This is a genomic window from Lysinibacillus sp. BS3, assembly GCF_039614735.1.
Taxonomy (GTDB): Bacteria; Bacillota; Bacilli; order Bacillales_A; family Planococcaceae; genus Lysinibacillus; species Lysinibacillus capsici.
In genome coordinates, this window is the sequence record NZ_CP154860.1 from 2,338,276 (window position 1) to 2,351,943 (window position 13,668).

At 36.9% G+C, this 13,668-nt stretch carries 12 protein-coding genes and 1 riboswitch; of the genes, 7 read left to right on the forward strand and 5 right to left on the reverse strand.

The genetic code is table 11. The annotated features are described in order from the left end of the window. Window positions 1-9 precede the first annotated feature (9 nt). The gene (locus AAJG31_RS11550) at window positions 10-240 is read left to right on the forward strand and encodes a hypothetical protein (RefSeq protein WP_004229745.1); all 231 of its coding nucleotides are present in this window, start codon (window positions 10-12) and stop codon (window positions 238-240) included. A 59-nt stretch (window positions 241-299) separates the two neighbouring features. On the opposite strand, the gene AAJG31_RS11555 is transcribed toward AAJG31_RS11550, so the two are convergent. The 3 genes from AAJG31_RS11555 to AAJG31_RS11565 form a co-directional block, all read right to left on the reverse strand. After that, window positions 300-1,286: a homoserine dehydrogenase gene (locus AAJG31_RS11555; RefSeq protein ID WP_048393283.1), complete on the reverse strand. Its 987-nt coding sequence runs from the start codon at window positions 1,284-1,286 to the stop codon at window positions 300-302. 463 nt (window positions 1,287-1,749) lie between these two features. Then, window positions 1,750-2,133: a hypothetical protein gene (locus tag AAJG31_RS11560; RefSeq protein WP_048393282.1), complete on the reverse strand. Its 384-nt coding sequence runs from the start codon at window positions 2,131-2,133 to the stop codon at window positions 1,750-1,752. A gap of 330 nt (window positions 2,134-2,463) precedes the next feature. Next, window positions 2,464-3,765, reverse strand: coding sequence for an O-acetylhomoserine aminocarboxypropyltransferase/cysteine synthase family protein (locus tag AAJG31_RS11565; protein WP_054549070.1), 1,302 nt, complete (start codon window positions 3,763-3,765; stop codon window positions 2,464-2,466). 116 nt (window positions 3,766-3,881) lie between these two features. Next, window positions 3,882-3,995: riboswitch (SAM riboswitch) on the reverse strand. Window positions 3,996-4,150: 155 nt separating this feature from the next. Here AAJG31_RS11565 and AAJG31_RS11570 point away from each other — a divergent pair. Together AAJG31_RS11570 and AAJG31_RS11575 are read left to right on the forward strand one after the other, a co-directional pair. After that, entirely contained in the window at window positions 4,151-4,783 is a 633-nt protein-coding gene (locus AAJG31_RS11570; protein WP_112117201.1) for a glycerol-3-phosphate acyltransferase, read from the forward strand. A gap of 195 nt (window positions 4,784-4,978) precedes the next feature. Further along, complete coding sequence (locus tag AAJG31_RS11575; RefSeq protein ID WP_048393276.1) at window positions 4,979-6,460, forward strand: DASS family sodium-coupled anion symporter; 1,482 nt, start codon at window positions 4,979-4,981, stop codon at window positions 6,458-6,460. Window positions 6,461-6,533: 73 nt separating this feature from the next. On the opposite strand, the gene AAJG31_RS11580 is transcribed toward AAJG31_RS11575, so the two are convergent. Further along, the gene (locus AAJG31_RS11580; RefSeq protein ID WP_279493755.1) at window positions 6,534-8,057 is read right to left on the reverse strand and encodes a succinate CoA transferase; all 1,524 of its coding nucleotides are present in this window, start codon (window positions 8,055-8,057) and stop codon (window positions 6,534-6,536) included. A 368-nt stretch (window positions 8,058-8,425) separates the two neighbouring features. Between AAJG31_RS11580 and chrR the strand changes: the two genes are divergently transcribed. Together chrR and AAJG31_RS11590 are read left to right on the forward strand one after the other, a co-directional pair. Further along, complete coding sequence (chrR, locus tag AAJG31_RS11585) at window positions 8,426-9,157, forward strand: class II chromate reductase ChrR (RefSeq protein ID WP_048393273.1); 732 nt, start codon at window positions 8,426-8,428, stop codon at window positions 9,155-9,157. 204 nt (window positions 9,158-9,361) lie between these two features. Next, window positions 9,362-9,787 carry a hypothetical protein gene (locus AAJG31_RS11590; protein ID WP_054549068.1) on the forward strand — a complete coding sequence of 142 codons (426 nt, stop codon included), beginning with the start codon at window positions 9,362-9,364 and terminating at the stop codon, window positions 9,785-9,787. A gap of 41 nt (window positions 9,788-9,828) precedes the next feature. Here AAJG31_RS11590 and AAJG31_RS11595 read toward each other — a convergent pair whose 3' ends face one another. Further along, on the reverse strand, window positions 9,829-11,508 hold the full coding sequence (locus AAJG31_RS11595) for a tripartite tricarboxylate transporter TctB family protein (protein WP_054549130.1): 1,680 nt from the start codon (window positions 11,506-11,508) through the stop codon (window positions 9,829-9,831). Window positions 11,509-11,640: 132 nt separating this feature from the next. Between AAJG31_RS11595 and AAJG31_RS11600 the strand changes: the two genes are divergently transcribed. Next, window positions 11,641-12,291: a lysoplasmalogenase gene (locus tag AAJG31_RS11600; RefSeq protein WP_279493753.1), complete on the forward strand. Its 651-nt coding sequence runs from the start codon at window positions 11,641-11,643 to the stop codon at window positions 12,289-12,291. Between the two features lie 90 nt (window positions 12,292-12,381). Continuing rightward, the gene (gene pepT / locus AAJG31_RS11605) at window positions 12,382-13,611 is read left to right on the forward strand and encodes a peptidase T (RefSeq protein ID WP_279493751.1); all 1,230 of its coding nucleotides are present in this window, start codon (window positions 12,382-12,384) and stop codon (window positions 13,609-13,611) included. The last annotated feature ends 57 nt before the right edge of the window (window positions 13,612-13,668 follow it).

The window sequence follows — 13,668 nt, forward strand, 5'->3', positions numbered from 1 at the left end:
GCGAATCGTATGTACAAATCAATTGAAGAGACAGCTATTGATCTTGGTATGCCTGAGGATCAAGTAATGCGTCTAATTTACGAAGGACGCATCCGTTCTGTTTACGATGGCCAACAAATTTTAATCAATAGTGGACAATTCAGCACTTATTTTAAACAATTGGAACGTATAAAAGAGGAAATTGAAATTTGGCGTGCTACTCCTATTCCAGAGGACATAGACGTCAAAGATGAAGACTAAAAGCCCACCATTCATACAATTGAACATTGTTGAATGGCGGGCCTTTTTTAAAGCTTTTATTAGATTGTCACAACAAATCCTGCTCTTTTCCCAATGATTTCAGCATAATCTTCTACCATGACACTCGCTGTTGGATACATCCCTGCTCCAGGACCGATTAATGTTAATGTACCAATATAGTTAGTCTCTAATGCCACCGCATTGAACACATCATCGACTGGATAAAGTGGATGCTCTTTATCAACTAGTTGAGGACCTACTTTTGCAATAATCTTACCGTTAGCTAGTTTTTCCACCTCAGCAACATGGCGGTAACGAAGACCCTTTTCACATGCTTCATGAACCTGTTCAGCAGAGATACTATCGATCCCAATTACCTCTACATCTGACCAGTCAGGCTGCTCACCAAAAGCTAAGGCACTTAATATCATTAATTTTTTAAATGCATCCTGCCCAGATATATCATTATATGGATCTGCTTCGGCATAACCTAAGCCTTGTGCCTCTTTTAAAGCTGTTTCGAACGACCAGCCCTGTGCACGCATTTTTGTTAAAATATAATTACATGTGCCATTTAAGACACCTTGTATACGACTTACATCATTTACAAGTAAGATATTTTTCATTGTTTTTATCACAGGTACGCCACCAGCGGTAGTAGCCTCATAGCCTACAAAAACGCCATTAGCTTTTGCAAGATCCTGCAACTCCAAACCTCGTTTGGCAAACATCACTTTATTGGCAGTAATAACATGACATTTATGTTCCACCGCTCGCTTTAAATAACTGTATGCAGGTTCTTCGTTCACAATTGCTTCAAACACTACCTGCATACCTGGCTCTGCTAAGACTTCATCCATACTTGTTGTCATTAAATGTGCTGTACCTGGTACACGTTCACGACTAGCATCTGTCACTAAAATCTTCGCTACCTCTAATTCAATACCTAATTTATTTTTTAGCTCTTCTCGTTTTTCATTTAAAATATGGTAAATCCCCTGACCTACCGTTCCAAATCCTAAAATCGCTGCCTTTATAGTTGCCATTCTTGTTATTCCCTCCAACTTACATTCCGCAGTTTCATTAAAGCTAATTTTCCATGGGGTTGTGTCATGACAATTTGACACCCACCGCAGTCTTTAGCCAACAACTCTCTTTGTATGAGTTTCGCTATTTCTATATGTGTTAGGACACATACAAATTCAAATAATTCAAAATTTAACTTAAAGAAAATTGTAACGCAAATACACGCTTTGCACAAGAAAAATCTTTCTAGGAAGGACATTTGTTTTCTCTAGATGTGCAAAAGAAATCGGTTTCATTCCCTTTATTATACGTTTTATTAATCAATCTATAAGATTTGAACAAATATTGACTATTTACATTTCAATATATGAATGTCTTTCTTCTATTATATATATGTATGCTCAGACACTCATAACAATCCCTTTAAAGAAAAAACTCATTCCCTGTAGCAGCAGAGAATGAGCTTAAAAATATGAGGGGGTTTTAACTTGCTTTTGAAAGCAATTGATAACGATATTGTGCTAAAGCTTGTTGAACAAGACTAATCTCTTCTTCTGTAAAATTTGGTATTGCATACGTACGTTCCACTAATTGAAATGTACCATACTTCAAGTAAAACTCTGTCGCAGGAAGTGAGATATGGCTCACACCGTACTGTTCATATGCCTCAAATACTTCCTTTACAGTAAAGTCCTTTTCAGTAAAAACATGTTCTTGAAATGCTGTATGACCAAATACTTCCTGCCATTTTCTTTCGACTGATGTAAGAAGGTGTTGAATGGATTTATTGTTGACAAATACATGCCCTTCATTTAGCTCATATATTAGATAGGATACAATGTTTTGCGCACTATAGATGTTACCCATTTTAAACACTCCTTTATCATCAGTTTTTGGGAAGAGTAGTCACTGGCTAGGCAACTACTCTTCTATATATTCAAAAGTGGGGGAGCACTTATGAAACATTTACCTTTTAAAAAAAATTTTCGTACTGTTAACTTATTTCCTAGTATATAACATGGATTTAACAAAGTCAATAATACATATAAAATTACTTGGTATTATTTTTTATAAGGTTCTGATAATTAACGGATGCAGTAATAGATTGATGTAGCAACGTTTAACGCATTACCAAATGAGGCTAATCGAATGAGAAAATACGTTAACGTCACAACATCTTACCATTTTCTTTAAACTTTAAGCTTCTACTGTTTGTTCAGTTGTTGTAGCCTGTGTAATGGCTTGATCTAAATCAGCAATAATATCCTCTACTGCCTCTAAACCGATGGATAAGCGAATGAGCGACTCGGTTACACCAGCTTGAACTAATTCGTCTGCTGATAGTTGCTGATGAGTAGTGGAAGCTGGATGAATAATTAATGACTTTGCATCACCTACATTTGCTACATGTGAAAATAATTTCACGCTATCAATAAGCTTTCGCCCAGCTTCTCGTCCACCCTTTATGCCAAATGTAAGCACTGAACCGAAGCCATTTCTTAAATATTTTTTTGCTAACTCATGTGTCGGAAAATCTTCTAGGCCATTATAATTTACATACTCCACAGATGGGTGGTTTTGTAAATACTCAGCCACTGCCAATGCATTTTCATTGTGTTTAGGGATACGCAGATGAAGCGTTTCTAACCCTTGCAATAAATTAAAAGCAGCATCAGCACTTAATGTTGGACCAAAATCACGTAATAATTGTACACGTAGCTTTGTAGCAAAGGCAGCAGAAGCTGTATCAATTCCATAACGTAGACCATGGTAAGAGGCATCTGGTTCAGTAAAACCAGGGAATCGACCGCTAGTCCAATCAAACTTACCAGCGTCTACAACAACGCCCCCTAAAGTTGTACCATGACCTCCTATCCATTTAGTTGCTGAATGAACTACAACATCTGCGCCGTATTCAATAGGTGTAGAACCGTAAGGAGAAGCGAACGTGCTGTCAATAATTAATGGTAGACCATTATCATGTGCAATTTTAGCTACTGCTTCAATATCTAAAACCTTTAAACTTGGATTACCATAAACCTCTGCAAAGACAGCTTTTGTTTTATCAGTAATCGCTGCTTTGAAATTCTCTGGGTTTGTTTCATCTACAAAAATTGTTTTAATACCATAGTTTGGTAATGTGTTAGCAAATAAATTATACGTACCACCATATAAAGAACTAGCTGCTACTATCTCATCACCAGCTCCCGCTAGATTTAAAATGGAAAATGCGATAGCTGCTGCACCAGATGAAAGTGCTACTGCTGCTGTTCCACCTTCCAATAAAGCCACACGTTTTTCAAACACATCAACTGTTGGATTGGTAATTCGTGTGTAAATGTTCCCTGCTTCCTCTAAGGCAAAAAGACGTTGCGCATGAGCAGTGTCTTTAAATACGAAAGCAGTTGAGCGATAGACTGGAACTGTGCGAGAACCCGTCACTGGGTCTGGCTCTTGACCACCATGCAACAGCAATGTTTCTGGTTTAAAATTTGTCATTGTGTACCTCCAAATGGTTATTTTTTTACGATGGTACCGGAGATGAGGAGGATTTTTCTGTAGAAAACAAAAACCCTCTTCAGCTAAGAAGAGGGTTGCGGTTGCAAGTTTTCCTCCCCTTATCTGCCAGATCCAAGTAAGAATCTGTAGGAATTAGCACCTTAGTAAGCTCATTGCTTACTGGTTGCCGGGCATCATAGGGCCTATCCCTCCGCCGCTCTTGATAAGAGTATGAGATTCAATTTCCATCGTTGTTACACAGTATAAACATAGAGTTTTTTTCTGTCAACAAGTAAATTTTATTTTTTCCGAAACTTCTGTCTGCTCTTATACGTAATATGAACGCATACACTATTTTAGAAAAAATTTTGAGAGGAGTATTTTTATGGTAAAGGCCGTGATCATTTTTCTTATGATTGGCTATTTAATAGGCTGTATTCACGGCTCTAAAGTGGCTCAATTTTTATCGGGGGTTGATTTAAAAAAGGCTGGCCACGGTAATGCTGGTGCCTCTAATGCTACTCTTTCCCTTGGCTGGAAGTATGGCGTTTTAGTAGCCCTCATCGATATAGGCAAAGGCGTTGTCGCTATTATAGGTGCGCATTTTTATCTAGCGGACGCTATTCATTTAACAGAAGAACAAATTTGGCTGCTTACTTATATTATGGCTGCTGGGGTTATTTTAGGTCATAATTTCCCCTTCTACATGGGCTTCAACGGCGGGAAAGGAACGGCCTCCATCATTGGTATTTTACTTGCTGTTGATTGGAAGATTGGTTTATTTGCACTTATTTTATTTGTTATTTTATCCTTTGCAACAAATTATTTAATTGTAGGTGTTCTAGAATTTTATCTCGTGTTTTGTACAGCAACTTATTTATGGATTCCTGGCATTGGCCCAACCATTATAGCTCTTCTTCTTTTTGGCATAGCCATCATCCTGCACCTCGAAAATATTAAACGATTAGTCAATGGAACAGAGCCTAAAGTAACTTCTGCCTTTAAGAAAAAGAAATAATATTTAATGGATATTTTTGTATTTTTTGTGACCGTATTTTTTCTCTTTATCTACTCATATTGCTGTAAAAAACACCATTTTCACATAGATTTTTTTCTACAATAAAATAGACATATTCTTATCTCAATAAAACATTATACAGGCCGATGTTATGGATAATAATCGTCATTTTTATCGTAGAAAGGATGAGAAAATATGTCTTCACCAAAGCAAGCAGCTACAAAACTTAATTTAAAGCCACTATGGATTGGCTTGGCATTCGCGTTACTAATCATTATTACCTTCTTACCTAACAATGGTGATTTACCTATAGCTGGGCAACGAGCTTTAGCCATTTTAGCTTTTGCAGTCATCCTTTGGGTTACAGAGGCCGTTTCATATCCTGTGAGCTCGGCCATGATCATTGCACTAGTAACTGTTTTACTAGGACTCGCTCCGTCAATGGATAATCCAACTACAGAGCTAGGAACAGCTAGCGCATTAAAATTATCTTTAAGTGGCTTTAGTAATTCTGCCGTTGCTTTAGTAGCAGCAGCTCTTTTTCTAGCGGCAGCAATGCAAATTACTAATCTACATAAACGACTTGCACTTTGGATTCTTTCACTGGTAGGAACGAAAACAAAAGCTATCGTATTTGGCGCTATTTTAGTGTCTATCGTCCTCGCATTTTTTGTACCTTCTGCTACAGCACGAGCTGGCGCGGTAGTACCGATATTGCTTGGAATGGTGGCAGCATTTGGTTTACCACGTGATAGTCGGCTTGCTGCCTTATTAGTTATTACTTCGGTACAAGCCGTTTCCATTTGGAATATTGGTATTAAAACTGCAGCAGCTCAAAATATGGTGGCTTTAAACTTTATCCAAGAGCAATTTAATGTGGATATTTCATGGGGTGCTTGGCTACTTTATGCAGCCCCCTTCTCAATTATTATGTCGATCTTTTTATTTTTCATTATGATTGCTTTAATTAAACCTGAGACTAGCAATATCGAAGGTGGTAAAGAGGTCATCAAAAAACAGCTTGCAGAGCTTGGCCCATTAAAGGCTCCTGAAATTCGTTTAATCATTACATCCGTAGTTTTACTATTTTTCTGGGCAACTGAAGGGAAGCTACATCCATTTGATACGACAACAGTCACAATTATTGCTATCGCGATTCTATTAATGCCTAAAATCGGTGTGTATTCATGGAAGGAAGTTGAGCCTCATATTCCATGGGGGACAATTATCGTCTTTGCGGTAGGCATTATGTTAGGAACCATTTTACTAAATACGCAAGGTGCTGCATGGTTATCAGATAAAGTTTTTGGTTCACTTGGGCTAGATACTATGCCTTTACTAGCAACCATCGCACTCGTAACTTTATTTAACATTTTGATTCATTTAGGTTTTGCAAGCGCAACTAGCTTAGCCTCAGCACTTATACCTGTGTTTATCGTTTTAGCCTCCACATTAACGGCTAATGTTGATCAAGTTGGTTTTGTTATTGTGCAACAATTCGTCATAAGCTTTGGCTTCCTGTTACCAATTAGTGCACCACAAAACATGCTTGCCTATGGTACAGGCTCCTTTACAACAAAGGATTTCTTGAAATCTGGAATTCCCTTAACCATTATCGGTTTCCTTCTCGTACTTTTGTTCTCTGCAACTTATTGGAAATGGATTGGATTATTATAGAACTTTCATTAAATTAAAACGTAAAAGCCTTGAAGAAACAGACTATCTGTCCTTCAAGGCTTTTAAGATAAGACTATTGTTTCGTAAAAGCAGGGTCCTTCATCGTACCGTTTTTCGCATAGTTAACGTGCCATGATAGTGCTTTTTCTAGGTCATGTGGTGTGTGATGTCCACCCGTTGCCTCATTGGCATCATTAAAGTACTGCCACAGCTGCTCCCTATAATCAGGATGTGCACAATTATCAATGATAAGTCCCACTCGTTCTTTTGGAGCAAGTCCTCGTAAATCTGCTACGCCCTGTTCAGTTAAAATGACATCAACATCATGCTCCGTATGATCCACATGTGAGACCATTGGGACAATACTCGAAATATCTCCACCCTTAGCATAAGACTTTGTTACAAAAATTCCTAAACGTGCATTACGAGCAAAGTCACCAGACCCTCCGATACCATTCATCATCTTTGTACCAGAAACATGTGTGGAATTCACATTGCCGTAAATATCTAATTCCAATGCCGTATTCACTGAAATTAATCCGAGTCGACGAATAATTTCAGGCTGATTTGAAATTTCTTGAGGGCGCAACACTAATTTATCAGCATATTTTTCAAAATTCCCATAAACACGGTTTCCTACTTGCTCAGAAAGGGTAATAGAAGTAGCAGATGCAAAATTCACTTTCCCTGCATCCATTAATTCAAATACTGCATCTTGGAGAACTTCTGAATAAACTTCTAAGTTCTCAAACTCAGAGTCTTTAAAGCCTAGCAATACAGCATTTGCTACTGAACCTACCCCAGATTGAATTGGACGCAAACTTGTTGTTAAGCGACCTACTTTAATCTCTTCACGTAGGAAATTTAATAAGTGATTAGCCATAACATCTGTCTCTTCATCTGCAGGGACAATCGTTGATGGCGCATCTAATATATCCGAAATGACGATGCCTTTTACTTTATCTAAATCTAGTGGAATTCCAATTATACCAAGACGATCAGAGACATTCTGTAAAGGAATTGGATCACGTTTTCCTTGTTGTGCAGGTACATAAATATCATGTATACCTTCTAATGCATCAAGCTGTGCTACGTTTAATTCAATGATGACTTGGTCTGCTTCTTGCACAAAAATGGGAGAGTTACCAACTGAAGTTGTAGGAATTAATAAGCCTTCTTCTGTAATAGCAGCCGCTTCAATGATCGCAAAATCAATTGGTCCAATAATGCCTTGACGAACAAGCTCAGCATTATGGGAAAGATGGGCATCGACAAATGTGATATCACCGCTATTGATTTTATTACGAATGCCAGCATCTGCTTGGAAAGGACCGCGCTTACGTACGACCCCTGCTTCTGCTAAATATTGGTCTACCTCAGGTCCAAGTGATGCACCTGTAAAGACATCTACTTGAAAATCCTCTTTTTTTGCTTTCTCTACAAGTGCAAGAGGTACAACCTTTACATCACCAGCACGTGTGAATCCACTCATCCCTAATACCATACCATCCTTAATCCAAGAAGCTGCTTCTTCTGCTGTTACAACCTTGCTTCGTAATTGTTCATGACGAAGCTTTTTCGCTAACTTTTCTTCCATTCCCTATTCCTCCATTCCACTTTATTTTTGTTCAACTTGCATATTTGGTTCCAGTAAATCTGTGACATCCGTCAGCGAATGTATCTTTATTCCAGGAGGATTTCATTACCTAATAGCTAATGCTGTCTAAACATTTGTGAATAAAGATCATGTAATTTTTTGGTAGCACAACCAAATAAACAGTCGCTTCTATAATTTTATACTATTTAGAATATTTAATCTATATTAAATGAAATATTTTACTTTACGAGATAATTTCGTCATTTATAAATTATTTATAAATAACTTTTTGTTCCTCATTATTCGATTTTGCTAGAAAAGCGTGCTATGCTCAAGGTATAGAACAGACACAAAGGAGAGAGTTTTTAATGGTTAAAGAACTATTACGTAGCCATTCCTCGGTACGCATCTATGATGGAGAACCGATTTCAAAAGAAATCATTGAAGATTTAATTGGAACAGCACAAATGGCTGCAACATCACATTTTGTGCAAGCCTATAGTGTAATATGGGTAACAGATGCAGATAAAAAGGAAAAATTAGGCTTACTCTCTGGTAATCCACGTCAATATGAAACTTCAGGTGGGGCATTTGTTTTTTGCGTAGATTTCAAGCGACTTCAAATGGCTGGGAAACTAGAAGGAGTGGATATTGTAGCTGATTCAGCTGAAAATGTCCTTGTCGGGGTAGCAGATGTATCATTGTTTGCACAGAATTTTGTTATTGCGGCAGAGTCAATGGGTTATGGCATTTGCTATATTGGAGGTGTACGCAATAAACCTTCTGAAATCAGTGAATTATTTAATCTGCCTGACCATGTTTTCCCATTATTCGGGCTAACAATCGGCGTTCCTGCACGTCGCAATGAGGTAAAACCTCGTTTACCTGTATCTGCTGTATTACATGAAAATGAATACAATGTTGAAAAATATGAAGAACTTTTACCAGCCTACAACGAGGAAATGGAAATATATTATAACAGCCGTTCGTCTAACAGAAAAATTGATAACTGGACAAAACAGATGGCTGATTTTTTAATTGAACAACGACGTCCGCATATCAAAGAGTTTTTAGCAACTAAAGGGTTTAATTGGAAATAAATTAACGAGAATGGAGTTACTATCGTATGATAATAATTCCATTTTTTACATAAAAATATTATATATATATATTCAATCTAGGGATATTGCCACGATTACTTCTATAAATCTAACCTTAAATTAAACGAAAAGACTCTTTCCTTTTCCAGCTATTCCATTCATATTAATAAATGATACCTATTAAAGAAAGGAGTTATAGAAACAATGTCCAATATCAATAAACATCTTGCTCGCACCTTAGAACAACAGCATAAGAGAAGTGTAAGAGGTTTATTCTTAAAAATTGAAGACCTAAATAATGAATGCACCCAATTAAGAAAAAGACTCGAGCCACATATTGATTTGAATGTATATAAAAAACCCATTGATTATGTCAATCAGTTCGTTTCTCACACTACTATACTCAATTTAAAATTCGTTACGAATACACAGAATTTAGAAGTAGTTGTCTTGCATGCTCTTTTATTATCCTATATTTTAGAAAACACTCAAAGCCATGCTTTTGAATATGAAGATAAATTGTTACAGGGGTATATACAAGAAATCTTTACACTAAATGATCATGCAAAAAGACTATTTATGAACCATAGAGAAAAGATGCTTACCTATGTTCAAGGGCAAGCTACATAAAAAAGACGATCTTCGTAATAACAAGATCGTCTTTTGTTCTTTTATTGTAGTCCTCTAATTATAAGAGAGCGAACTGGTAGGAACTGCTCTCCTGTATCTCCATAAGTGAGTATTACCTCATCACCCTCCTGTAAATAAATTGCTAAAGGTTCTGTTTCGGCACTCACTAAATAATTTTCACCATTGTTTAATAAGAAAGATACAGTTGTAAAATCGCCTAGACGTTCTTTATATACACGTAATACCTTACCACTTATTTGTTTTTCCTCAGCACTTGAGCTACCATCTACAGTATTTCCTCCTCGACTTAAGGCTGTTTTATATAATTTCAACGCCTCCTTAGGAGTAGTAGCGTAAACGGAAATTTCAGGATTGGCTGCAGAAACAATAAAATAGTTTTGTAAGAAACCATTGGAATCTAGCACCGCTGTCAGCCAGCTCGCTTCTCCATAAAAGTTATACAACACTGGCATTTCGCCATTCCACTTTTTCTCAATAAATTTCTTCTCTATTATTTGTAAATTACCTTGTGAATCCATATAACTTGAGTCTTGATTCCCTGTATAGTATGTTGCATCCCCTGTTCGTGCGTTTGTTAGTGAATAGCCTAACATTGAATCTACACCTTCTTTAGGACTTGTAAAATCTGTAAAGTAATACATATCACCCTTCTCATCGAAAATCGGGCTAACATTCGATTCTGTTCCTTCATCAGAAGGAATCTTTACATCCTTTTTACCAAACATACTATTCCAAAAACCATGTACATAATTACCGAAATAACTGTTTTGTAAACTTACTGTCTCTGGTGATACAGCACCATCAATAAATTCAGGTATTTGATCCAGTTTAATGACCTCTGATTTCCCCGTCAGCGCATCAACCAAGACAATTCCTTTTACATCAAAGCCATTACGCGCAGAAATAAATTCCCCATATGAGCGAATATAGTATGGCTTTCCTTCATCATCTACTTCCAGCTGTACGTCACCATAAAAAATAAGGAATGGGTGTTGTAAACGAATATGACGTTCTAAATTAGCATTTAAATATGCGGAAGGTACATATTTCATTTCCTCTTTTATAAATTTAGGATTATCCGCAGAATCTGTAGCACTCATTATGAAGTAACCAGGTGTTGTACCACCGTTCATCCATTTAAAGAATCCAGAAAATTCAACTGGTGCGATATAAACATATTCGCCCTTCACTTTTTGAATTTGTAAGCGTCCTAATTCATAGTAGCTCGTATTTGGCACTTGACCGAAAGCCTTCTTCATTTTATTGCGAGCAAATTTCGGTGGTACACTTGCAGGTGTTTGTGTCTCATCGAATGGTTTTATTTCAACTTCTTCCTTCATTTCGGATGACTTAAATTTTTCATTAGCATTCCATAAAGGTGCTGATAAAACATACACAGCTACACCTAGACTTGCTAAAAATAAAACACCTTTTATTTTCCTTTCGATACCACTTGCTAGCAGAGCACCCACTAACGTTAATAAAATAATAGCAGGCCAAAAAACAAGCCAATTTACATCAATTTTTGTTACATATAACGTAATCCCTGTGGCTAAAAACCCTAGTACAAAGACTCCAATAAAAAAGTATCCTATTACCTTTTTCGATTGTCCATCTTCTCGCTTCTTCGTAATAAGCGGTGTCACTAGCACACTTGCGATCAATGCAATGACTGCTGAAGCTATCAGTAGCTTAGTCATTTGGTTCATCCTCTCTTCTTCTTTCTCACTACTTACTTTACGGTTACATACTAAAAAAGTTTCATACATACGTTGTACAGAAAGGAATTCTACCATAAATATTGAATTTCAAAAGGAAAGGAGCTGAAAAATTTGTTAAAAAAATTATTAATCAGTGTCATTATTTTATTGGGTCTTTATTATATTTTTCTCTTTTCCCATATTGCTGAAAGTTTAAAACTCATCTTTAAAGTGATTCCTATGTTGCTCATCATTATTTTAGCTGCGATTCAGAAGCCATTACATATTAAAAAATACCAACTTTTGATTATTGCTGGGCTTGTATTTTGCATGATTGGAGACTATACATTGCAGTGGTTTTTAATCGGTCTAACTAGCTTTCTTATTGGGCATATCTTTTATATTTTTGCTTTCTCTACTGCAAATGAGCGGCATGTACCAACTTGGGCTAAAATACTATTATTACTCTATGGAGCAAGTATGGCTATATGGATTGCGGGATCTGTCTTTAAAACAGGTGAAACCATACTTGGTATTGCAGTAATCGCCTACATTTCTGTGATACTCACAATGGGATGGACAGCTATTAAAACTGGATCTACTCTGGCAACAAGTGGTGCAATATTATTTATTGCTTCTGATTCTTATTTAGCTATTAACAAATTTGTCATGCCACTAGCATTTTCTCATGAAATTATCATGCTGACTTATTATAGCGCCCAATTACTTATTGCTTTAAGTATCCTTCAATATTCCGAAATCCGAAGTAAAGTGTTACAATAATATCGATTATGCCAAGACATAATTGCGCCTGGAATCGGCTTTGTAAAAGCACAAAGAATTTTAACATATATACATTAGGAGGCCATACTTATGAAAGAACAAGTAATTGAGCGATTAATACGCTATGCAAAAATTGATACACAATCAGACTTCACAAGCGAAACAACTCCTTCTACACAAAAGCAATTTGACTTATTACATGTTTTAAAAGACGAACTTGCCGAAATTGGTTTAACAGACATTACATTAGATGAAAATGGCTATTTATTTGCCTCATTAGAAGCTAATACAGAAAAAGAAGTACCAACTATCGGCTTTTTAGCCCATGTTGATACAGCTACTGACTATACAGGCACAAATGTGAAGCCACAGCGTGTAGATAATTATGATGGTGGAGATATTCAGTTAAACGAAAACTTAGTTATGTCTCCGATTGACTTCCCAGAGCTTAAAAACTATGTAGGCCAAACACTTATTACAACAGATGGTACTACTTTATTAGGCGCTGATGATAAGGCAGGGATTGCTGAAATTATGACGGCAATGGAGTACCTCATTAAAAATCCTACTATTAAGCATGGTAAAATCCGTGTAGCCTTCACGCCGGATGAAGAAATCGGTCGTGGACCACATAAATTTGATGTCGCCGCTTTCGGTGCAGACTATGCCTATACTATGGATGGTGGACCACTTGGCGAACTACAATTCGAGAGCTTCAATGCCGCTGGCGTAAAAGTAATTACAAAAGGCACTAGCGTCCATCCTGGTTCAGCAAAAAATAAAATGGTGAATGCTATTACAATGGCTATTGCCTTCCAAAATGAAATGCCTGCTGACGCAGTTCCTGAAAAGACAGAAGGTTATGAAGGTTTCATTCATTTAATGAGCTTTAAAGGGGCTCTTGAGCATACTGAGCTATCTTATATCGTGCGTGACCATGATCGCCAAAAGTTTGAAGAGAAAAAACAATTAATGCGTGATGCTGCAGCTAAAATTCAAGCACAATTTGGTGAGCATGCACTGAGTATTACCATTGAAGATCAATACTACAATATGGGTGAAAAAATTGAGCCTGTAAAAGAAATTGTTGACATTGCACGTACTGCAATGGAAAAATTAGATATTACACCGAATACCCTGCCAATTCGTGGCGGTACAGATGGCTCACAATTATCTTATATGGGCCTACCGACACCAAATATTTTCGCTGGTGGCGAAAACATGCATGGCAAATTCGAATATGTATCCGCTGAAACAATGGAAAAAGCAACTCAAGTTATCATAGAAATCGTTCAGCTTTTTGAACAGCAAGCAAAATAATAGTTTTAATTTTGAGTGAGCTTATTTCTATACGCATTTACCTAAGGAATCATGAAA